Source organism: Klebsiella sp. CN_Kp075, assembly GCF_040065055.2.
GTDB lineage: Bacteria > Pseudomonadota > Gammaproteobacteria > Enterobacterales > Enterobacteriaceae > Klebsiella > Klebsiella aerogenes.
The window spans coordinates 1,512,664-1,535,538 of the sequence record NZ_CM198050.1 but is presented as its reverse complement, the minus strand read 5'-3'; the positions used below and the strand labels follow the sequence as shown (position 1 = coordinate 1,535,538).

At 57.7% G+C, this 22,875-nt stretch carries 19 protein-coding genes; 1 reads left to right on the top strand and 18 read right to left on the bottom strand.

Annotation, left to right across the window (positions count from 1 at the left end; translation table 11 throughout):
* Positions 1-2: 2 nt before the first annotated feature.
* The 4 genes from menH to ABLV78_RS07375 all read right to left on the bottom strand — a co-directional run bounded on the left by menH (position 3) and on the right by ABLV78_RS07375 (position 4,435).
* The gene (gene menH, locus ABLV78_RS07390) at positions 3-761 is read right to left on the bottom strand and encodes a 2-succinyl-6-hydroxy-2,4-cyclohexadiene-1-carboxylate synthase (protein ID WP_047043273.1); all 759 of its coding nucleotides are present in this window, start codon (positions 759-761) and stop codon (positions 3-5) included.
* Positions 758-2,428: a 2-succinyl-5-enolpyruvyl-6-hydroxy-3-cyclohexene-1-carboxylic-acid synthase gene (menD, locus tag ABLV78_RS07385; protein WP_047043274.1), complete on the bottom strand. Its 1,671-nt coding sequence runs from the start codon at positions 2,426-2,428 to the stop codon at positions 758-760. Before menD ends, menH begins: the two co-directional genes overlap by 4 nt.
* Positions 2,429-2,504: 76 nt before the next feature.
* Positions 2,505-3,800 (bottom strand): isochorismate synthase MenF, encoded by a 1,296-nt coding sequence (menF, locus tag ABLV78_RS07380; RefSeq protein ID WP_047043275.1) that lies wholly within the window; start codon positions 3,798-3,800, stop codon positions 2,505-2,507.
* Positions 3,801-3,973: 173 nt separating this feature from the next.
* Positions 3,974-4,435, bottom strand: a complete 462-nt coding sequence (locus ABLV78_RS07375) for a GNAT family N-acetyltransferase (RefSeq protein ID WP_047043277.1) — start codon at positions 4,433-4,435, stop codon at positions 3,974-3,976.
* Positions 4,436-4,491: 56 nt separating this feature from the next.
* Here ABLV78_RS07375 and rnz point away from each other — a divergent pair, with 56 nt between their 5' ends.
* Positions 4,492-5,412, top strand: coding sequence for a ribonuclease Z (gene rnz / locus ABLV78_RS07370; RefSeq protein WP_015706158.1), 921 nt, complete (start codon positions 4,492-4,494; stop codon positions 5,410-5,412).
* Positions 5,413-5,468: 56 nt separating this feature from the next.
* On the opposite strand, the gene nuoN is transcribed toward rnz, so the two are convergent.
* From nuoN to ABLV78_RS07300, 14 genes are all read right to left on the bottom strand, one after another.
* Positions 5,469-6,926: an NADH-quinone oxidoreductase subunit NuoN gene (gene nuoN, locus ABLV78_RS07365; RefSeq protein ID WP_015365594.1), complete on the bottom strand. Its 1,458-nt coding sequence runs from the start codon at positions 6,924-6,926 to the stop codon at positions 5,469-5,471.
* Positions 6,927-6,932: 6 nt separating this feature from the next.
* Positions 6,933-8,462, bottom strand: coding sequence for an NADH-quinone oxidoreductase subunit M (nuoM, locus tag ABLV78_RS07360; RefSeq protein ID WP_015365593.1), 1,530 nt, complete (start codon positions 8,460-8,462; stop codon positions 6,933-6,935).
* A gap of 251 nt (positions 8,463-8,713) precedes the next feature.
* On the bottom strand, positions 8,714-10,555 hold the full coding sequence (gene nuoL / locus ABLV78_RS07355) for an NADH-quinone oxidoreductase subunit L (protein WP_032712091.1): 1,842 nt from the start codon (positions 10,553-10,555) through the stop codon (positions 8,714-8,716).
* Positions 10,552-10,854, bottom strand: a complete 303-nt coding sequence (gene nuoK / locus ABLV78_RS07350; protein WP_004865088.1) for an NADH-quinone oxidoreductase subunit NuoK — start codon at positions 10,852-10,854, stop codon at positions 10,552-10,554. Before nuoK ends, nuoL begins: the two co-directional genes overlap by 4 nt.
* Positions 10,851-11,405 carry an NADH-quinone oxidoreductase subunit J gene (gene nuoJ / locus ABLV78_RS07345; RefSeq protein ID WP_015365591.1) on the bottom strand — a complete coding sequence of 185 codons (555 nt, stop codon included), beginning with the start codon at positions 11,403-11,405 and terminating at the stop codon, positions 10,851-10,853. The genes nuoK and nuoJ overlap by 4 nt, the downstream gene beginning before the upstream one ends.
* A gap of 11 nt (positions 11,406-11,416) precedes the next feature.
* Positions 11,417-11,959: an NADH-quinone oxidoreductase subunit NuoI gene (gene nuoI / locus ABLV78_RS07340; protein ID WP_015365590.1), complete on the bottom strand. Its 543-nt coding sequence runs from the start codon at positions 11,957-11,959 to the stop codon at positions 11,417-11,419.
* Between the two features lie 14 nt (positions 11,960-11,973).
* Positions 11,974-12,951, bottom strand: a complete 978-nt coding sequence (nuoH, locus tag ABLV78_RS07335) for an NADH-quinone oxidoreductase subunit NuoH (protein WP_015365589.1) — start codon at positions 12,949-12,951, stop codon at positions 11,974-11,976.
* Positions 12,948-15,674, bottom strand: a complete 2,727-nt coding sequence (gene nuoG / locus ABLV78_RS07330; RefSeq protein ID WP_047043280.1) for an NADH-quinone oxidoreductase subunit NuoG — start codon at positions 15,672-15,674, stop codon at positions 12,948-12,950. The genes nuoH and nuoG overlap by 4 nt, the downstream gene beginning before the upstream one ends.
* Positions 15,675-15,706: 32 nt before the next feature.
* The gene (gene nuoF / locus ABLV78_RS07325) at positions 15,707-17,044 is read right to left on the bottom strand and encodes an NADH-quinone oxidoreductase subunit NuoF (protein ID WP_015365587.1); all 1,338 of its coding nucleotides are present in this window, start codon (positions 17,042-17,044) and stop codon (positions 15,707-15,709) included.
* Positions 17,041-17,541, bottom strand: coding sequence for an NADH-quinone oxidoreductase subunit NuoE (nuoE, locus tag ABLV78_RS07320; protein WP_015365586.1), 501 nt, complete (start codon positions 17,539-17,541; stop codon positions 17,041-17,043). Before nuoE ends, nuoF begins: the two co-directional genes overlap by 4 nt.
* Positions 17,542-17,543: 2 nt before the next feature.
* Entirely contained in the window at positions 17,544-19,352 is a 1,809-nt protein-coding gene (gene nuoC, locus ABLV78_RS07315) for an NADH-quinone oxidoreductase subunit C/D (protein ID WP_015365585.1), read from the bottom strand.
* Positions 19,353-19,440: 88 nt separating this feature from the next.
* On the bottom strand, positions 19,441-20,115 hold the full coding sequence (nuoB, locus tag ABLV78_RS07310; RefSeq protein ID WP_002913178.1) for an NADH-quinone oxidoreductase subunit NuoB: 675 nt from the start codon (positions 20,113-20,115) through the stop codon (positions 19,441-19,443).
* A 15-nt stretch (positions 20,116-20,130) separates the two neighbouring features.
* Positions 20,131-20,577, bottom strand: coding sequence for an NADH-quinone oxidoreductase subunit NuoA (nuoA, locus tag ABLV78_RS07305; RefSeq protein ID WP_002913181.1), 447 nt, complete (start codon positions 20,575-20,577; stop codon positions 20,131-20,133).
* 652 nt (positions 20,578-21,229) lie between these two features.
* Positions 21,230-22,156 carry a LysR family transcriptional regulator gene (locus tag ABLV78_RS07300; RefSeq protein WP_045391466.1) on the bottom strand — a complete coding sequence of 309 codons (927 nt, stop codon included), beginning with the start codon at positions 22,154-22,156 and terminating at the stop codon, positions 21,230-21,232.
* Positions 22,157-22,875 lie beyond the last annotated feature (719 nt).

Genomic DNA, 22,875 nt, shown 5'->3' with positions numbered 1-22,875 from the left:
AGTTAACTTGCCAGAATCTGCGCCAGACAGGCAATCACCGCCGCGGGGTTGTCCCGGTGCGCGTTGTGTCCGGCATGGTGAATGATATGGGTATCGGCGGCGAGCGCTTGCGCGATAGCGCGAAACTTCGCGTCGCGTTCGCCGCACAGGTAGTGAAAAGGAAAATCGCGAGCCTGCAGAGACGGGCGCAAATCGGCCTGCCGGGCAAGGGAGGTCGCCTCCAGCATCGCCGCCAGCGTAGCGCCGTTATTGTGGCGACGTAGGGCGACCAGCGACGCGCGCTGCGCCGCATTCAGCGAAGCGAAGACCGGCTGCTGATACCAGTCGGCGAAGACCTGCGCTAACGGCTCGCGGCGAAAGCGTTCCGCCCAGGCGCTATCATTGCCGCGCCGCGCCTGCCGCGACGCTTCATCCTGTAGGCCCGGATGTCCGCCCTCGACGATCAGGCCGCGCAGGCCCGCGCGCGGCTGGCAGGCGAAGTTCATCGCCACCCGGCCGCCCAGGGAGTAGCCAACCAGCCAGTAATCCAGGATGTTGTAACTATTTAGGGTAGCCTGCAGTAATTCGCTGACCCCGGCAAAGCCATCGACCGCGATATCCGCCGATCCGCCGTGTCCCGGCAGATCGAGATACAGCCGCGGCCAGGCCGGAAACGCTTCGCCAACCGTACGCCACTCGTCGCGGTCTCCGGAAAAGCCGTGCAGGAATACCAGCCAGGGATAACCCGGCTGGCCGCTTTCAACCGCCGCGTTGAGCGTCACAGCCGGCTTACCTGCGCCAGCAGTTGCTGGAGAGTCTGCGTACCGTCGGTCTCGTTAACCGCCAGCTCAATCACCGTCGCCCCGGCGCGGCGCCACGCGCCTGCCATCGCCTCATCCAGCGACTGCCAGTCATCAGGGCGGTGATAAGCCAGACCGAACATCGCCGCCGCGTGGCTGAAATCCACGTCCTGCGGCATTAAATAGAACTGACGCCTCTCGTCCTGCGGCGTCGGCAGCATAGAGAAAATCTGCCCGCCGTTATTATTGACCACGACCAGCACCAGCGGCGCCGAAGCCTGGCGCAGCAGGGCCAGCGAGTTGAGATCGTATAACGCCGAAAGATCGCCGACGATCGCAAGCGTAGGCCGGGCGCTCGCGCGCTGCACGCCGGCGGCTGTCGCCAGTAGGCCATCGATGCCGCTGGCGCCGCGATTACTATAGACCGGATAACCCGCCGGCAGTTGCCCCAGCGCGTCTATCAGGCGTACCACTAAACTGTTGCCAACAAACAGCTGTCCCTGATCCGGCAAATAGCGCCGAATGCGCTGCGCCAGCTGCGCTTCGCCAAAGGGCTCGTTGCTGGCGACCGCGGCCTGCCACGCCTGCCCGGCAAGCTGCGGGATCACCGTCGCCCACGGCTGGCGTTTCTCCGCCGGATGCAGTTCGAGCCAGCGCTCAACGCTTGAGAGCAGACGGCGACCGCGGTGCTGCGCCGGATCGAGGCGACCGCGCAGATTATCCACCAGCCAGTATTCATCCGGCTCGCAGGTCGCCTGCCACTGGAGCACGCGTTTGCCGGTCAGACTGCTACCGAGTTGCACGACGATTTGCGCCTGCGCCAGTTCGCTGACCGCTTTACCGTTTCCCAGCCACAGGTCGGCGCACGGCAACGGCTGCCCGGTCTGCGACAGGACATCGCCAATCAGCGGCCAGCCGAGGGTTTGCGCCCATTCGGCCACTTTTTTACCTTCCGCGGCGCTCATCCTGCCCGCGACTACTACGCCGCGTTTTTGCCGCCAGAAGAACCAGTCGCGCTGTTTCTCACTCTCCATCTGCAGCGCCTGACGCAACCAGGGTTTATCGCTCTGCCACCAGTTGCCGAGCTGCTGTTGCCACTCCAGCCCGCTATCGTCCATATCGCCATATAGCGGCTCAGCGAACGGGCAGTTGATATGCACCCCGCCGGCATGCAGCTCGCCCAGCGCCTGATCGATGGTCGAGACCAACCAGCGGGCGGAAATATCCTGCGAAGGACGCGGTAAAGAAACGGTCTGCGCAGGATGAGAAGCAAACATTCCCGGTTGGCGGATGGCCTGATTGGCGCCGCAGTCGATAAGCTCCGGCGGGCGGTCGGCGGTCAGCAGGATCAGTTTTTCACCCGTCAGGCCCGCTTCAATCAGCGCCGGATAGAGATTCGCGGTCGCGGTTCCGGAGGTGACAATCACCGCCACCGGCTGGCGGCTGGCCTTCGCCAGTCCCAGTGCCAGGTGACCAAGGCCACGTTCGTCAAAATGAGTGTGATGAATAAAAGCGCGGTTTTCCGCCGCCGCCAGGGTTAAGGGCGTCGAGCGCGAGCCTGGGGCAATGCAAATGTGCTGCACGCCGTGGCGGGTTAAAGCTTCAAGGATCACCGCCGCCCAGCGTCGGTTAAATGCGCTTACTGACATGAAATTGTCCGGTATCAAATATTGATGCTAAGTATAGATAAGGCAGAGTTGCGTCGTTTTGATATACGTCGTCTCTCTACGTTTCTGAAAGTAATAACGTTCGTAGTCCCGCCGCTTTATTTTCTATTTCTTGCCACTCCTGCTGCGGGTCAGATCCGCTGACAATACCGGCCCCGGCATACAGCCGCAGGGTGTCGTTTTCGACTTTTGCCGAGCGCAGCGCCACGCAAAACTCGCTTTGCGCCAGTGAAAGATAACCTGCGGAGCCGGCATACCATTCGCGGGCGAAAGGCTCATGACGGCGGATGAAAGCCAGCGCCGCCTGGCGCGGTAGCCCCGCCACCGCCGCGGTAGGCTGCAGCTGCAGCAAGCAGCGGCTATCGTCGGGCTCGGCCAGTTCGCTCCAGATACAGCGCCGCAGATGCTGCACCTTGCGCAGGCGTACGACCTGCGGCGGCAGAACGTCAAGCGTCGGCGACTCGCCCTGCAAACGCTGGCAGATATCCTCCACCACCAGCATATTCTCCCGCTGGTTTTTATCGTCTTTCATTAGCCAATCGGCCAACTGCTGCGCCCGGGCGTCATCGTGATGGTTAGCGACGGTGCCCGCCAGCGCTTCGGTGCGCAGCAGCGCGCCGCGTCGCCGCCATAGCCGTTCCGGCGTGGAGCCGAGAAACGCCTGCTGCGGGCTAAAGGCCATCAGGAAGTGGAAACAGTTAAGATTGCTGCGCCGACTGGCCGCCATAATGGCAAACGCCTGCAGCGGCGCGCTAAAGCGTAAATCCGTGACCCGCGCCAGCACAACCTTATCCATTTCGCCGGCGCCGATTGCCTGCGTCGCCTGCATAATCAGCTCGCGCCACTGCGGGTATTCCGGCGCATGCTGCTCGCTTCGCAGCGACGGCATCGATGCCGCCGTCGCCTGCTCGCTATTTAATGATTGAAGAAACGCCCGCGCGGCCACCGCGTCGTCAAGCAGCGAGGTCGCGCTATGTACCACCAGCCGTAAAGTCGCTTTACCGCCCAGGCGGCGCCACTCCAGCCGCGGCAGAAACAGATTACCCTGATGAGGGTCGAACGCGTTCAGCCCGCTGATGCGCAGATCTTCCCGCCCCTGCGCGCATAAAAAATCATGCGCCGCGGACAAAGAGGCAAAGGTGGTTACCGCCCCCAGCGCCGCCAGCTCTTCATCACCGTTACGCTGCTGCCAGTAGAATTGCGGCCAGCACGGCTGATGCGCGCACCACAGTAACGGGTCGAAGGCGTCGTTTAACGGGAAGGGGATATCAAAAATTCGCGTGCCGGATGACGGAGGGAAATCTTCAGCCAGGCAACCCAACAGGCTTTCCAGCGCAGTGGAAACAGACAGCACGCGAACCTCCACGAAATTAAAAACCCCACATTATAAAGGGTAGCTGCGATAAATAGCAGTACCCATCATGAGGGAGCGAACCTTAACAGGCCCGGCGAACGCCAGCCACTGGATTCGCTACAGGAGGAAAAGTATAGATAATTGATAGCGATACGCTATTACTATTTAGCTTCTTAATGAGTTGTGATGTCACGCGCCATACCGATATGGGCAATACCGTCCTCATCGTATACGTCCGTCACCGGCACAAAACCAAAGCTGGCATAAAATTTCTGCAGATGCGCCTGCGCCCCAAGATAAATCGCCTTCTGCGGCCAGTTCTGCCGGCAGCTGGCCAGCGCCTGCTCCATCAGTTGGTAGCCCAGTTTCTCGCCGCGCACGGTCGGGCTGACGATAACCCGGCCGATCACCACCGGTTCGAACTCCTCTTCGCTTTTGAGGATCCGCGCATAGGCCACCAGCTCGCCGTCGCGCCAGCCGAGCAGATGACGGTTCTCACCGACTAAATCATCGCCGTCGATATCCTGATAGACGCAGTGTTGTTCGACGACAAACACCGCGCTGCGCAGCTTCAGCAAGGCGTACAGTTGGGCAACGGTGAGCTCACTGTGATGTAAATCCTGCCAGGTCATCATTTGTTACTCCTTATTGATATACTGATGCTTTACCACTCGCCTGAGGACACTGGACGATGGAATTAACATTTTTGGGGACATCCGCCGGCGTGCCGACCCGTACGCGTAATATGACGTCGATAATACTGAATTTGCAACAACCCACCAGCGCTGAAATGTGGTTGTTTGACTGCGGCGAAGGCACCCAGCATCAGTTTCTCCACACCCCTTACCACCCAGGCAAACTGAATAAAATTTTCATCACTCACCTGCACGGCGATCATCTGTTCGGCCTGCCCGGCCTGTTGTGCAGCCGCTCGATGCAGGGAAATTCGCTGCCGCTGACGGTCTACGGACCAAAAGGGATTAAAGAATTCATCGAAACCGCGCTGCGCCTGAGCGGCTCGTGGACCGATTATCCGCTCACTATCATTGAAGTCGGCCCCGGTCTGGTCTTCGACGAAGACGGCTATCGGGTCAGCGCGTACCCGCTCAGTCATCCGGTGGAGTGCTACGGCTACCGCATCGAACAACATGACAAACCCGGAACGCTCGATGCCGCCCAACTGATTGCCGATGGCGTGCGTCCGGGGCCGCTGTTCCATCAACTCAAGCTCGGCCAGCGCGTTGAGCTGGAAGATGGTCGGGTCATTGACGGTAGCCGCTATCTGGGGCCATCGACGCCGGGTAAAACGCTGGCCATTTTTGGCGATACCGCCCCCTGCCCGCAGGCGCTGGAGATGGCGCGCGGCGCGGATGTGATGGTCCACGAAACCACCCTTGAGCAGGCGATGGCGGAGAAAGCCAATAGCCGTGGCCACTCTTCCAGTCAGCAAACCGCGGCGCTTGCCAAAGAAGCGGGGGTCGGCACGCTAATCGCCACCCACTTTAGCTCGCGCTACGATGCCGAAGGCTGCCTGCGTATGCTGGCGGAATGCCGGGAGATTTTCGCTAATACGCTACTGGCGGAGGATTTTATGGTCTATCGGCTGGCGTAAACCGCGGGCATAAAAAAACCGCCGACAAGTCGGCGGTTTTTTATTTATAGCGCAGATTACATCAGCGGCGTCGCCAGCTGCACGATGCTAATCAGCGGCTGCGGCCACACGCCAAGCACCAGCACCAGCAGCGCGGAGATCAGCACCACGATACCGCCGGCGCTGTACTGCCAGTTTGACGGCGCATCGCGGTTCAGCTGCTCCGGGGCGCTCAGGTACAGGCTGACGGCAACGCGCAGGTAGTAGTAGAGACCAATCGCCGAGCCGATCACTACCGCGGCAACCAGCCACCACAGGTGCGCATGCACACCGACGGCCAGCACGTAGAACTTACCGATAAAGCCGAGGGTCATCGGAATACCGGCCAGCGACAGCATCATCACCGTCATTACCGCCGACAGGATCGGACGGTGCCAGAACAGACCGCGGTAGGAGAACAGCGAGTCAGCATCCGGGCCGCGGTACGGGCTGGACATCAGGCTGACCACGCCGAACGCGCCGAGGCTGCTGAACAGATAACCGGCCAGGTAGACGCCCACGGCTTCCATCGACATTTCGCCGCTCTGCAGGGCGATTAACGCCACCAGCAGATAGCCGAGGTGGGAAATGGAAGAGTAACCGAGCAGACGCTTAATGTTGGTCTGGCTCAGCGCCATCAGGTTACCGAAGATGATAGAGGCGAAGGCGATCAGGCCCAGCACCACGCGTACCGCTTCGCTGTCGCCCACCGGCATGTACAGGAACAGACGCATCACCACGCCGAAGATGGCAATCTTGCTGGCGGTCGCCAGGAAGGTGGATACCGGCGCAGGCGCGCCCTGGTATACATCCGGCGTCCACAGGTGGAACGGCACCAGCGACAGTTTAAAGCCAAGACCGACGATCATCAGACCGAGGCCCGCCAGCAGCAGCGGCTCGTGCAGCGCGTTGTCAGCCAGGCTCTTGCCCAGCGCGAGGAAGGACAGGTTGCCGGAGTTCGCATACACCAGCGCCATACCGAACAGCAGGAAAGACGAGGCTGCCGCGGAGAGGATGGTGTATTTGATGCTCGCTTCCAGCGAACGTTTCTGGCGGAAGGCGTAGCCGACCAGGCCGAACAACGGCAGCGAAATTAATTCGATACCGAGGAACAGCGAGGCCAGGTGATTGGCGCCGGCCAGCAGAATGCCACCCAGCGCGGCGATCAGCACCAGCAGGTAGAACTCTTCTTTATTGTCCTTGTAACCCTCAAGCCATGGGTAGGCGAAAGTACAGGTCGCGAGGCTCGCCAACAGCACCAGCCCGGTATAGAGCATCGAGTAACCGTCAACGCGGATCAGCGGGGTGACGTCCATCGCCCCGTTCTGACCGACAAACCAGAGCGAGACCAGCGCGGCGTTTAGTCCGAGAACCGACAACGTGGCATTGAGAAAATGATTGCGTCGCCACGCAATGGAGAGCATCACAACCACCACCGTCAAGCCGACGATCAGCAGCGGTAGCAGTGCGATCAGTTGTTGTGGAGTTATTGTCATGGCGAATTACGGCCTTGTAGTAGAAACAGAATTAACAAACCACTGCTGAATGTTGCTCATCGCAGCATGCGAGGTGTCGAGAATCGGCTGCGGGAAGAAGCCCAACAGCACCAGCAGCACCACCAGCAGCAGGATGATAGACAGTTCACGCAGGGACATCCCCGGCAGCTCTTTCGTCGCGATTTCGCTCTTCGCCTTACCGAAGTAGGCGCGATGCAGCATCGACAGCGAGTAAACGGAAGCGAATACCAGACCAAAGGTCGAGATAACGGTAATCACCGGCACCACTTTATAGCTGCCGAACAGAATCATAAATTCGCCGACAAAGTTACCGGTGCCCGGCATCCCCAGGGTGGCGACAGCGAAGAACATCGACATCGCCGGCAGCCATTTAATTTTGCTCCACAAACCGCCCATCTGGCGCATATCGCGGGTGTGCAGACGTTCGTACAGCTGACCGCACAGAATGAACAGACCCGCCGCGGACAGACCGTGGGCAATCATCTGAATCACCGCCCCTTGATAAGCCAGCTGGCTACCGGTGTAGATAGCAATCAGCACGAAGCCCATGTGGGAAACGGAGGTGTATGCAATCAGACGTTTGATATCGGTCTGGGCGAAGGCCATCCACGCGCCGTAGAAGATACCGATCACGCCCAGCCACATGGCGATTGGCGCAAACTCGGCGGAGGCGTTCGGGAACAGCGGCAGCGCAAAGCGCAGCAGACCGTAGGCCGCGGTTTTCAACAAGATGCCCGCGAGGTCGACGGAACCGGCAGTCGGCGCCTGGGAGTGGGCGTCCGGTAGCCAGCCGTGCAGCGGCACCACCGGCATTTTCACCGCGAAGGCGATGAAGAAGCCGAGCATCAGCATGTATTCCACGCCGTGCGACATCGGGGTTTTCAGCAGCTCTTCATAGTTGAAGGTCCACACGCCGGTGGCGTTGAAGTGAACGAATGCCAGCGCCAGAATGGCGATCAGCATCACCAGGCCGCTCGCCTGGGTATAGATGAAGAACTTGGTGGCCGCCGTGATACGCGTTTTACCGTCAGAGGCTTTGTGACCCCACAGCGCGATCAGGAAGTACATCGGCACCAACATCATTTCCCAGAAGAAGAAGAACAGGAACATGTCGATGGCGAGGAATACGCCGATGACGCCGCCCAGGATCCACATCAGGTTGAGGTGGAAAAAGCCCTGGTACTTTTCGATTTCGCGCCAGGAACAGAGCACCGCCAACACGCCGAGCAGGCCGGTCAGCACCACCATGAGCAGCGACAAACCGTCAATCGCCAGATGGATGCTAATGCCGAAACGTGGGATCCACGGCAGCACGAATTCCGACTGCCACTGCGGAATCCCCGCGGATTGCGTCAGAGAATAGCCGCCCTGCATCCACAGCTGCAGGCCAAGCACCAGCGTCAGTCCCATGGTAATCAGCGCAATCCAGCGCGGCAGTTTCACGCCAAAGCGTTCAGTCTGCCAGCACAGGAAGCCGCCAATAAAGGGGATTAATATCAACCAGGGTAATAACATAGCTAAGTATGTCCCTTATATTTACTCCTGCTCAGGCTATCTCACTCGTCAGCCCAAATCCCGGCAGTGCTCGCAATCCTCACGTACTTCAGTACGCTCCGGTTGCTCTGCGCTGGCGGTCTCCGGTCTGACTTCGCCGATGACGCCTGTACATCAGGAACAGATTTTCAACGAATTCTAAAAATTATTTTTGGGTTTGTAGGCCGGATAAGCGCAGCGCTATCCGGCAATCGTTCATCCAGCCAACAAACTCAACGCAGTACCATCAGCAGAGCCAGCACCACCACCGCGCCGATGCTCATTGAAGCCACATACCAGCGCAGATAGCCGTTCTCGCTCACCAGCAGACCTTTGCCTGCGAAGCGGGACAGAATCGCCGGGATATTCATCAACGAGTTCAGCGGATCGCTCTTCAGCAGCCAGGCAATACCGAGGAATGGTTTCACGAACACTTTGTCGTATAACCAGTCGAAGCCCCAGGCATGGAACCACCAGGTACCGAAGAAGCGGCCAGGCGCGCTGTTGGCGATGGAAGTCACCAGCGTACGTTTGCCCAGCCACAGCCACGCGGCGATCAGGATGCCGGCGATAGCGATAATCCCGGAGGTCATTTCCAGCGTCATCACGCTACCGTGAGCGAGCTCAGTGGTCTGCGGCAGAACGCCTTCCAGAGGCGGCACAATCAGCGCGCCAACGAAGGTGGACAGAACCAGCAGCACAATCAGCGGCAGATGGTGGGTAATCCCCTTCCCTGCATGCGCGTGAATTTGCTCTTTACCGTGGAACACGATGAAAATCATACGGAAAGTATACAGCGAGGTCATAAAGGCGCCGACCAGGCCCGCAACCATCAGATTGATATGGCCGTTGGCCATCGCGCCAGCCAGAATCTCATCCTTACTGAAGAAGCCTGCGGTGATAAGCGGCAGAGCGGACAGCGCCGCGCCCCCCACCAGGAAGCAGACATAAACCAGCGGAATGGATTTGCGCAGGCCGCCCATCTTGAAGATGTTCTGTTCGTGATGGCAGGCGAGGATCACCGAACCGGACGACAGGAACAGCAGCGCTTTAAAGAACGCGTGCGTCATCAGGTGGAAGATCGCCGCGTCCCAGGCCTGCACGCCCAGCGCGAGGAACATGTAGCCAATCTGGCTCATGGTCGAGTAAGCCAGCACGCGTTTGATGTCGGTCTGCACCAGCGCGGCGAAGCCCGCCAGCACCAGCGTGATTGCGCCAACGATACCGACCAGATGCAGCACTTCCGGCGTCATCAGGAACAGGCCGTGGGTACGGGCAATCAGGTACACGCCCGCGGTCACCATGGTAGCCGCGTGGATCAGCGCAGAGACCGGCGTCGGGCCCGCCATCGCATCGGCAAGCCACGTTTGCAGCGGCAGCTGAGCGGATTTACCGACCGCGCCGCCGAGCAGCATCAGCGTCGCCCACTGCAGCGTGGTGCTGCCGTTAGCGAAGTGCTGCGGCGCCAGCTCAACCATTTCACGGAAGTTCAGGGTGCCCAGTTCGTTATAAAGAATGAACAGCGCGAAGGCGAGGAACACGTCGCCGACGCGGGTGACCACGAACGCTTTCATCGCCGCGGCGTTGTTCTTCGGATCGGTGTAGTAGAAACCGATCAGCAGGTAAGAACAGAGACCCACGCCTTCCCAACCCAGGTACATCAACAGCAGGTTATCGGCCAGCACCAGAACGACCATGCTGGCGATAAACAGGTTGGTGTAAGCGAAGAAGCGAGAGTAGCCCTCTTCGCCGCGCATGTACCAGGAGGCGAACATGTGGATCAGGAAGCCGACGCCGGTAACCACGGAGAGCATGGTCAGAGACAGGCCATCCAGCACCAGGTTGAAGCCGATGTTGAAATCACCGACCGACATCCAGTTCCACAGCGGTACGCTGACCGCCTGTTTGCCGTTAGCGAAAAAGTCGACGCCGACGTACGCCGTCACCAGCGCCGCCAGGCCTACCGAGCCCATCCCAACGGTGGCGGAAAGATTTTCCGACCAGCGTCCGCGGGAGAAGGCCAGCAGCACAAAGCCAATCAATGGCAGAAGAATGGTTAAGGCAAGCATGTTCATCCACGCAACTCACTTACTGAATCGATGTTCAGGTTCTGGCGGCGACGATGGAGCTGCAGCAGCAGCGCCAGACCGATACTCGCTTCCGCAGCCGCGAGGCTGATAGCGAGGATATACATAATCTGACCATCAGTCTGGCCCCAGTAGCTTCCCGCGACCACGAATGCCAGCGCGGCGGCGTTAATCATGATTTCCAGGCTAATCAGCATAAATAGCAGATTGCGGCGGATCACAAGACCAGTCAGGCCGAGCACAAACAGGATGGCGGCGAGGATCAGTCCATGTGTTAAGGGGATCATGCGTGTTCCTCCGTTTTTCTTTTGTCGCTGTCGTTCACGCGGTTGCTCAGCACCTCACCGGCGCGCTCTTCGCGGCCAATGTGGAAGGCGACAACCAGGCCCGCCAGCAGCAGCATGGAGGCCAGCTCCACCGCCAGGACGTACGGCCCAAACAGCGCAATACCCACTTCTTTGGCGTTGATCGCCGCGCCGTCGATACCCTGGTCATTGATGCCCAGGATGGCGTAAACGATAACCACCAGCAGCACCGCGGAAAGGATGGCCGGGCCAATCCAGATCCCCGGCTGCAGCCATTTGCGTTCCTGTTCGATCTCGGTGCCGCCCAGGTTGAGCATCATCACCACGAACACGAACAGCACCATAATGGCCCCGGCGTAAACGATGATTTCCAGCGCACCGGCGAAGTAAGCGCCCAGCGAGAAAAACACCCCGGCAATCGCTAACAGCGAAATGATCAGGTACAGCAGCGCGTGCACCGGATTGGTGTGGGTGACGACCCGCAAGGTTGCGAGGATGGCTATCAGGCCACAGATATAAAAAGCGAATTCCATTGCCCCTCTCCTTACGGTAACAGGCTCTTGACGTCGATTGGCTTAGCTTCGTTTTCCGCTTCGCCCTTATCTTTGCCGTCGATTGCCATACCCGCCATCCGGTAGAAGTTATATTCCGGGTATTTGCCCGGACCGGAAATCAGCAGATCCTCTTTTTCGTACACCAGATCCTGACGTTTGTATTCGCCCAGTTCGAAGTCCGGGGTCAACTGAATCGCCGTGGTCGGGCACGCTTCTTCGCACAGGCCGCAGAAAATGCAGCGTGAGAAGTTGATGCGGAAGAACTCCGGGTACCAGCGGCCGTCTTTGGTCTCTGCTTTCTGCAGAGAGATACAGCCAACCGGGCAGGCTACCGCACACAGGTTACAGGCAACGCAGCGCTCTTCACCGTCCGGATCGCGCGTCAGCACGATACGGCCACGATAGCGCGGCGGCAGATATACCGGCTCTTCCGGATACATCTGAGTTTCACGTTTGGCGAAGGCGTGCATCCCGATCATGCAAATACTGCGGACCTGGGTGCCGAACCCTACCAATAATTCTTTTAAGGTCATGTTCAATTCACCCCTTATTGCGCCTGCCAGAGAATGACAGCCGCCGTTACCAACAAGTTGACCAGCGTTAACGGCAGGCATACCTTCCAGCCAAAGGACATTACCTGGTCATAACGCGGACGCGGTAATGATGCGCGGATCAAAATGAACATCATCATGAAGAACGCGGTTTTCAGCGCGAACCAGATGAAAGGCGGTAACCACGGGCCATTCCAGCCGCCGAAGAACAGCGTCACGATCAGCGCTGATACGGTGACGATACCGATGTATTCACCGACGAAGAACAGACCGAATTTCATACCGGAATATTCAATGTGGTAACCATCGGCCAGTTCCTGCTCCGCTTCCGGCTGGTCAAACGGGTGACGGTGACACACCGCCACGCCGGCGATGGCGAAAGTCACGAAGCCGAAGAACTGCGGGATGACGTTCCACAGATGCGCCTGGTTGTTGACGATATCGGTCATGTTGAATGACCCCGCCTGCGCCACCACGCCCATCAGGGAGAGACCAAGGAACACTTCGTAGCTCAACGTTTGTGCGGAAGCACGCATCGCCCCCAGCAGCGAGTACTTGTTGTTGCTCGACCAACCGGCGAACAGGACCGCGTAAACCGCCAGGCCTGCCATCATCAGGAAGAACAGAATACCGATGTTCAGGTCGGCGACCACCCACGACGGGCTAACCGGCACGATAGCAAAGGCCAGCAGCAACGAGGTAAAGGCGATAACCGGCGCCAGAGTAAAGATCACGCGATCGGAGAAGCGCGGGATCCAGTCCTCTTTGAAGAACATCTTGATCATGTCGGCGACCAGCTGCAGCGAACCGCCCCAGCCCACGCGGTTAGGTCCGTAGCGGTTCTGGAACAGGCCGAGCAGACGACGCTCGCCGAAGCTCATGAACGCGCCGCAGGTGACGACCACCAGCAGAATGACCACGGCCTTCAGGATGCTTAACAGAATGTCGATAAGATCCGGCGTTAACCAACTCATGCTTGCGCCTCCTGCAGTGAATCAATACGCGCCCCGGCCAGTACCGGCGCGATGCCCGGCATGCCCATCGGTAAGCCAACCTGTCCTGCGGTCAGCCCTTCAGAGATAACCAGCGGCAGACTCAGCGTCTGGCCTTCTACGCTGAAGGAAACCATCGCCCCGGCGTTGACGCCAAGCTTTGCGGCATCCGCCGGGTTCAGCTTGATGTACGGCTCAGGCATCCGGCTCTGGAACACCGGAGAACGCTGCGACAGCTCATCGCTGCCAAACAGGTGATAGTACGGCGCGATACGCCATTTGCCTTCTTCCGCGTGGAAGCTGGCCGGAACCGCCGTGAAGTACTCCAGCCCGCTGGCGGAAGCTTCAATCAGACGCACGCCCGGATCGCCGTGGCGCAGTTTACCGCCCACTTCATCCTGGAATTTGTTCCATGCCTGCGGGGAGTTCCAGCCCGGCGCCCAGGCGAACGGGATCTGCGAACGCGGCGCGGACGGCTGGTTGTTCCCTTCCATTGAGAAGGCGAACATGGTGTCTTTATCCTGCGGCTGACGCGGCTCGTGCACGCTGATGTTAGCGCGCATCGCCGTGCGGCCGCTGTAGCGGTGCGGTTCACGCGCCAGCTTCTGGCCGCGAATGCGGAAGGTCGCATCCGGCGCGGCATCTTTAATGCCCGCCAGCTGCGGCAGGGCGGCAATCGCCGCATCGATGACGTGGTCCAGCTGCGTCCAGTCAACCTGACGGTTGTTAACGGTACTGTGCAGCGAATGCAGCCAGCGCCAGCTTTCCAGCATCACGGTTTTCGCGTCGTAGTAAGCCGGATCGTAAACCTGGAAGAAGCGCTGGGCGCGGCCTTCGTTGTTCACCACGGTACCGTCGCTTTCCGCAAAGCTTGCCGCGGAGAGCACCAGGTGCGCTTTGTCCATAATCGCGGTGCGCTGATGGTCAACCACCATCACCAGCGGCGCTTTCGCAAGCGCTGCGTCGACGCGCGCGGCGGAAGCATGACGGTGCAGGTCGTTTTCCAGCACGATAACCGCGTCTGCGGCGCCGCTTTCCAGTTCGTCCAGCGCCTCTTCAAGCGAGCCGCCGCCGATCATGCCCAGACCGACGCTGTTCACCGCGCGGGCAACCATCGTGATGCCAACATCGGCGCCGCGGCCTTTCAACGCTTTCGCCACGTTAGCGGCAGCCTGAATGATTTCCATGCTGCCGGCGTTAGTGCCGGAGATAATCAGCGGTTTTTTCGCCCCGGCCAGCGCCTGAACGATCACATCGACTTTACCCTGCAGGTCATGGCTCAGGCCATCAACCGCCGGCGCGCTGTCATCCAGCGCATGAGCGATAGCGAAGCCCAGACGCGCCTGATCTTCCACCGGCGCGCGGTAGGTCCACGCCGCGATGTCATCCAGGCGCGTGTCGTCGATATTAGTGACAAATAACGGATGCTTGGCGCGCTGTCCGATGTTGAGAATTGCCGCAATCTGCCAGTCGGCCACTTTCTGCGCCGCCGCCATTTCACGTGCTTTCCCTTTCACCGCCTGGCGTACCGCCAGGGCAACGCGCGCGCCGGTCTGGGTAATGTCTTCGCCCAGCACCAGTACCGCATCGTAGGATTCGATATCGCGCAGCGTCGGGGTATGGATCCCGCCTTCACGCAGCACTTTAAGCATCATCTGCAGGCGCGCTTGTTCGCCTTTAGCGATGCCGGTATAGAAGTTTTCGCTACCGACCAGCTCACGCAGCGCGAAGTTGCTTTCAATGCTGGCGCGCGGAGAACCGATACCAATGACTTTCTTCGACTGACGCAGGATATCCGCCGCCCCCTGCATCGCCTGTTCGGCGTTGAGCGCGATCAGATCGTCGCCGCGGCGCTGAACCGGCTGACGCGGACGATCTTTGAGGTTTACGTAGCCATAGCCGAAACGACCGCGGTCGCAGAGGAAGTAGCGGTTAACGGTACCGTTATAGCGGTTTTCGATACGACGCAGCTCGCCATAGCGTTCGCCAGGGCTGATGTTACAGCCAATGGAACACTGCTGGCAGATGCTCGGCGCAAACTGCATGTCCCACTTACGGTTGTAACGCTCGGAGTGCGTTTTATCGGTGAAGACGCCGGTCGGGCAAACTTCAACCAGGTTACCGGAGAACTCGCTTTCCAGCGTGCCATCTTCCGGGCGGCCGAAGTAGACGTTGTCATGAGCGCCATAAACGCCCAGATCGGTGCCGTCGGCATAATCTTTATAGTAGCGAACGCAGCGGTAGCAGGCGATGCAGCGGTTCATTTCGTGAGAAATAAATGGCCCCAGATCCTGGTTGCGGTGGGTACGCTTGGTGAAACGATAGCGGCGGAAGCTATGACCGGTCATGACCGTCATATCCTGCAGGTGGCAGTTGCCGCCCTCTTCGCAGACCGGGCAATCGTGCGGGTGGTTGGTCATCAGCCACTCCACCACGCTTTCGCGGAACTGCTTCGCTTCGCCGTCGTCAATAGAAATAAAGGTGCCGTCGGATGCCGGAGTCATACAGGACATCACCAGGCGACCACGCGTGTCTTCCGCGTTCTGATATTGCTTCACCGCACACTGGCGGCAAGCACCGACGCTCCCTAGCGCCGGGTGCCAGCAAAAGTATGGAATATCAAGACCAAGAGAGAGACAAGCCTCTAGCAGGTTGTCCGCTCCGTTGACCTCGTATTCTTTGCCGTCTACATGAATCGTAGCCATTTGCGTGCTTCCAAAAATAAAAAACCTTTAGATTACCAGCGCGTCTTAAGCAGGTTCGGCTGAATACCGTTAATTGCATGGGTATTGCTGAACTGCTGCTTAATGCCAGCCTCGAATTCTTCGCGGAAATATTTGATAGCGCTCTGCAGCGGTTCAACCGCGCCCGGCGCGTGCGCGCAGAAGGTTTTACCCGGCCCGAGGAATCGACACAGTTGCTCAAGGGTTTCGATGTCGCCAGGCTGGCCTTCGCCGCGCTCCAGGGCGCGCAGGATCTTCACGCTCCACGGCAGACCGTCGCGGCAAGGCGTACACCAGCCGCAGGATTCACGGGCAAAAAATTCTTCGAGGTTGCGCACCAGCGGAACCATGCCGATCTCGTGGTCGACGGCCATCGCCAGCGCGGTGCCCAGACGGCTCCCTGCCTTACCAATGCTTTCAAACTCCATCGGCAAATCGAGGTGCGCTTCGGTCAGGAAGTCGGTACCGGCGCCGCCCGGCTGCCAGGCTTTAAACTTCAGGCCATCGCGCATGCCGCCAGCGTAATCTTCGAGGATCTCGCGCGCGGTGGTGCCGAACGGCAGTTCCCAGACGCCCGGATTCTTCACGCGCCCGGAGAAGCCCATCAGCTTGGTGCCGGCATCTTTGCTGGTTGAAATATTCTGGTACCACTCCACGCCGTTGGCGAGAATGGCTGGCACGTTGCACAGGGTTTCAACGTTGTTGACGCAGGTCGGTTTGCCCCATACGCCCGAGCTCGCCGGGAACGGCGGCTTGGAGCGCGGGTTCGCGCGGCGGCCTTCCAGCGAGTTGATAAGCGCCGTCTCTTCACCGCAGATATAGCGCCCTGCCCCGGTATGCACGAACAGCTCGAAGTCAAAACCGGTGCCGAGGATATTTTTCCCCAACAGGCCCGCTTCGGTGGCTTCGGCGATCGCGCGACGCAGATGCTGCGCCGCTTCGATATATTCGCCGCGCAGGAAGATGTAACCGCGGTATGCCTTCAGCGCAAAGGCGGAGATCAGCATACCTTCCACCAGCAGGTGCGGCAGCTGTTCCATCAGCAGACGGTCTTTATAGGTGCCCGGTTCCATTTCATCAGCGTTACACAGCAGGTAACGGATGTTCATGGACTCGTCTTTCGGCATCAGGCTCCACTTCAGACCGGTGGAAAAGCCCGCGCCGCCGCGCCCTTTCAGGCCGGCGTCTTTTACCGCATTGACGATTTCATCCGGCGCCATGCCGCTTAAGGCTTTGCGCGCCCCTTCATAACCGTTTTTGCTGCGATACTCGTCCAGCCACACCGGCTGCTTGTCATCGCGCAGACGCCAGGTTAATGGATGCGTTTCGGCAGTACGAATAATGGTTTTCATTTATACCGCTCCAGGAGGTCAGGAATCGCTTCCGGCGTCAGATAACTGTGCGTGTCGTCATCAATCATCATGGTCGGCCCCTTGTCGCAGTTGCCAAGGCAACAGGTCGGCAGCAGCGTGAAGCGGCCATCAAAGGTGGTTTGACCCGGTTTGATGTCCAGCTTTTTCTCGATAGCCGACTGGATCCCCTGGAAGCCGGTGATATGGCACACCACGCTATCGCAGTAGCGGATCACGTGACGGCCAACCGGCTGGCGGAAGATCTGGCTATAGAATGTCGCCACGCCTTCGACGTCGCTTGCCGGGATCCCCAGCACATCGGCGATCGCATAGATCGCGCCATCCGGCACCCAGCCGCGCTGTTTTTGAACAATTTTCAGCGCTTCGATGGACGCCGCACGCGGGTCTTCGTAGTGGTGCTTCTCGTGCTCAATAGCCTCACGCTCTGCCGCACTCAGCTCAAAAGCCTCGGTTTGTGGTTGTTGATTCTCGTGCATAATTAGCGGTCCACGTCTGACATAACAAAATCGATACTACCCAGATAGACGATAAGGTCGGATACCAGGCTACCGCGGATCGCCGCCGGGATCTGCTGCAGGTGCGCATAGCTCGGGGTACGAATACGGGTACGGTAGCTCATGGTGCTGCCGTCGCTGGTCAGGTAGTAACTGTTAATCCCCTTCGTCGCTTCAACCATCTGGAAGGATTCGTTGGCCGGCATCACCGGGCCCCAGGATACCTGCAGGAAGTGAGTAATCAGGGTCTCAATGTGCTGCAGCGTGCGCTCTTTCGGCGGCGGCGTGGTCAGCGGGTGATCCGCTTTGAACGGGCCTTCCGGCATATTATCGAGGCACTGCTGGAGAATGCGCAGGCTCTGGCGCAGCTCTTCCACTTTTAGCATCACGCGGGTGTAGCAGTCGGAAACGCCGCCGCCGGTCGGGATTTCAAAGTCGAAGTTTTCGTAGCCAGAATAAGGACGCCATTTACGCACGTCGAAGCCGATACCGGTCGCGCGCAGACCTGCGCCGGTGGTGCCCCACTCCAGCGCTTCTTTCGCGGTGTAGGCGGCAACGCCTTTCGAGCGGCCAATCAGAATGGTGTTGCGCAGCGCGGCTTTCTCATACGAATCCAGGCGCTTCGGCATCCACTCAAGGAATTCACGCAGCAGGCGATCCCAGCCGCGCGGCAGGTCGTGGGCGACGCCGCCGATGCGGAACCACGCCGGGTGCATACGGAAACCGGTGATCGCTTCGACCAGATCGTAGATTTTCTGACGGTCGGTAAAGGCGAAGAAGACCGGCGTCATCGCGCCGACGTCCTGAATAAAGGTCGAGATATACAGCAGGTGGCTGTTGATGCGGAACAGTTCGGACAGCATCACGCGGATCACGTTCACGCGATCCGGCACAGTGATCCCGGCCAGTTTTTCCACCGCCAGCACGTACGGCATCTCGTTGACGCAGCCGCCGAGGTATTCAATACGGTCGGTGTAAGGGATGTAGCTGTGCCAGGACTGGCGTTCGCCCATCTTCTCCGCGCCGCGGTGGTGGTAGCCGATATCCGGCACGCAGTCGACGATCTCTTCGCCATCCAGCTGCAGAATGATACGGAATGCGCCGTGAGCGGACGGGTGGTTCGGGCCGAGGTTGAGGAACATAAAGTCCTCGTTTTCGGTGCCGCGCTTCATGCCCCACTCTTCCGGCTTGAAGGTTAACGCTTCCATTTCCAGATCCTGCTTGGCTTTAGTCAGCTCAAACGGATCGAATTCGGTGGCGCGCGCCGGATAGTCTTTACGCAGCGGGTGGCCTTCCCAGGTCGGCGGCATCATGATGCGGCGCAGATTCGGGTGACCGTCAAAGGTCACGCCAAACATTTCCCAGGTTTCACGCTCATACCAGTTGGCGTTAGGGAAAAGTTTGGTGAAGGTCGGCAGATGCAGATCGTTTTCAGACAACGCCACCTTGAGCATGATATCGCGGTTGCGGTCTACTGAGATCAGGTGGTAGAAAACGGAAAAATCCGCGGCTGGCAAGCCATCGCGGTGCGTACGTAAACGTTCGTCCATGCCGTGCAGGTCAAACAGCATCACGTAAGGTTTCGGCAATCTCTTCAGGAAATCACCCACCTCGAGCAGCTGTTCGCGCTTCACCCACACCACCGGAACGCCGGTACGGGTAGGCTGAACGGTAAAGGCATCCGGCCCAAAACGGTTGCGCAGTTCGCCGATCACCGGGTCATCAAGGTGATCGCGGGTTTGCCAGGCTGGTGCGGCGTCATGCGCGGTTAAATCAGTCATATTGTTCACCATTGCAAAAGGTCCGTGGTGACTGCCGGGCGAGGCTTCGCTGCTTTTGTAGATTGATTTGCGAAGTCTGGTTCCCGCCCGCAGGCGCAAGTTAAATCTCGTCCGGAGTCCGCAGATTGGTCACCGCAATTCGTTCGCCGCGTTTACGCTCGCGCTCGGATTGCATGTTGGCGCGATAGACGCCCTGATCGCCAACCACCCAGGAGAGAGGACGGCGCTCTTTACCAATGGATTCCTGCAGCAGCATCAGCGCCTGCATATAAGCTTCCGGACGCGGCGGACAGCCCGGGATGTAAACATCCACCGGAATAAACTTGTCCACGCCCTGCACGACGGAGTAGATATCGTACATCCCGCCGGAGTTAGCGCATGCGCCCATAGAGATAACCCACTTCGGCTCCAGCATCTGATCGTACAGGCGCTGAATTACCGGGGCCATTTTGGTGAAGCAGGTGCCGGCGACCACCATCAGGTCGGCCTGACGCGGAGAGGCACGCAGTACTTCCGCGCCAAAACGCGCAACGTCATGCACCGCAGTGAATGACGTCACCATTTCTACATAGCAGCAAGACAGGCCGAAGTTGTACGGCCAAATCGAGTTCTTACGGCCCCAGTTCACCATGTCATGCAGCGCATGTTCGAGTTTCCCCATATACACGCTTTTATTGACTTCTTGCTCCAGGGGGTCGGTTACGATCTCCTGTTTTTGCAGGGGGTAACGGTCGTTCTCACCGTTAGGATCTATGCGGGTGAGCGTATAATCCATCTTATTGCCTCGCTTTTACTGCATATGACGGTTAGTGGGACTGTCTGTTTCCGGGTTAACCAGCGTGCGACGGGAACGCGCAGGCGTCCAGTCCAGTGCGCCGATGCGAACGAGGTAAACCAGACCAGCCAGTAGCACTAAAATGAAAATTGCGGCTTCCACAAAGCCAACCCAACCGCTTTCGCGAATGGAGGTTGACCATGCGTAGAGATACAGGGCTTCCACGTCGAAGATAACGAAGAACATGGCGACCAGATAAAACTTCGCAGAAAGACGTAAGCGGGCCGAACCAACGGAGTCGATCCCCGATTCAAACGGCGTGTTTTTGCTACGCGCGCGCGCGCGACCGCCGAGGTACCAGCCGCCGACGAGCATCAGGCAGCACAGACCGATAGCGATGATGAGAAATATAGCGAATGCCCAATGATGAGCGATGACTTCAGTGGATGTTGACATACGCATTGCTTAACCAAAAAAGTGTAGCGCCAAAACCCTCTGCTCTTGATGGCAGATGAACGCCACAGCGTTTCACGGGAGGAATAAAAAAATGACCTTGCAAAAAAGCGTCCCTGGTTGATGAGGAAGCCCAAATGCCGTGGCTTTTTACCCCTTTCTTTAACCTTTTGTCAACTTTAACAAAAGTTTTAACTACATTAATTTACATTGGAATCTTTTCATTAACATTAAATGCCCTTTGTTGCGTAATAACCTTGCATATCATTCGGATTTAGTGTTGTTGAATCGTGTCCGTTTTAGACGTAAATCAGTTTCGCCAATCTATTTTGACAGGATTTGGCCGCGATTCCTCCCCCCAAGTAGGGGTATTTTCTTGATCTGTGACACGCTTTTGTTAATTACATCAGAAAAACGGCAACAATCCGTCCGGTTTTTTAACATTAGCAGGAAGTATTGAAACTGCAGCTAAAAACAGGGAAACAATGGCCGCTTCCGGGTCAACCTATTGATTCATATATCAATAAATTATTAAACTGCTTAAAATCCTTGTAAAATATAAAAAAAAAGAGCCACTGACCTCATTTTGTCGATCGGCGGCTCTTTTTTACACTTACATTTTGTTACCGGATTATTGTGATCGATATATGATAATTTGGCTTTATGAAACCAGGGAGCCGTCTCCCCCTTCCGGGGTATAGAGCGTTTCTGTTTTCCACGGGTTATGGTCCTGGCTCAGCGACTGAAAAATTGCCTGCGCCAGCTCGTTTTCCCGCTGTGGATTACAGCTCAACACATAATGGGTATCCGGCAGGCCGGGCAAACCGTCGCTTTTACCCGGCACGCGCAGCTCAGGGCTCATCATTTCAACCGGTCGCGCGGTGACGCCAAGCCCCGCCTTCACCGCGGCTTTTACCCCGGCCAGAGAACTGGCGGCATGCGCCAGATGCCAGGGGACCTGCGCGGCATTAAGCGCGGAAATGATATCTTCACGGAACGGCCCGGACTCTTCGAGCAGCACCAGCGGAACAGATTCTCCGTGCGCCAGTACATAATCCGCGGCGCAGTACCACAGCGTCGGCGAGGTACGCAGCGTCAGGACATCAAATTCGCCGGTTTGATGAGTGGTTAACGCCAGATCGATCTCGCCGCTGCCTAACTTCGCAACGATATCGGCGTAATTCAGGACCTTAATTTCCAGCGTCAGTTTGGGATAGAAGCTGCCGATTCGATTGAGCAGATAAGGCAGGATGGTATCCGCCGTTTCATCGGCAGCGCCGATAGTCAGCGTCCCCTGCAGGCTGCCAAACATTAGCGACATGCAGGCTTCATCATTAAAACGCAGTATTTTGCGCGCGTAGCTGAGCAGTTGGATCCCCTGCTCGGTCAGTAATTTATTACGCCCATGTCGAGCGAAAAGCTCTTTGCCAACCAGTTGCTCCAGGCGCTGCATCTGCTGACTGACGGCGGACTGGGTACGACATACCGCGGCAGCGGCCGCCGCAAAGGTGCTCAGATCGGCGACGGCGACGAAGGTCCGCAGCAGATCGAGATCGAGATTCAGTATCGGACGATTTGCATTTATCATATTTCTTCACTTACAGGCGCTGATGCTGGCCTGCCTTGTTGATGCTGTATCCAGGTTTCCGGCTATTCCATGAGCCTCGTGCCGAGCGGACAATTGCCGCAGATGACAACTGGAAGAACGTCATTGCATGTGAAAGCACTCGTTCGCGACAAATGTGCGAAAAATTTGAGTAATATTTTGTTCGTAGCTCTACGCATTTTTAATTACTGAGACTTACGTTATGTGATGAATCTCAAACAAAGTCTGCAATAACAAATCTCGTTACGCCCGGAAGCCCGACACGCATAACAACGCCTGCTGGAACACAAACAAAAAAGCCTGCAATAACAATATATTAATAAAATCACGCCGTTAAACAGAGGTTTATACGTCGATATTAACCGTCATATCCTAACCGAAAACCACAATATTTATAAGCGCTAATCAGTATTATCTAAGGTAATTTTAAACATTTTTGCAGCACTATAATTAAATTAACAAAACCCGAAATAATCTATGCAATCAAATATACCTGATTCATTAATTGGCATGTTTTATTAAAAAAAATTAACATAGTTGCTACAGTTATCAGCACCCTCTTTCTTATTAGCATAGTGTCTTTTAGCGGTTAAAATTCAGGCAACCCGCTTTTTCCATCAGCAACAAACCAGATAAATATCCATGTATCTGCGCAATATGCGCAACATAAAACCATTCCAAAACCCATATCAGGCACATTA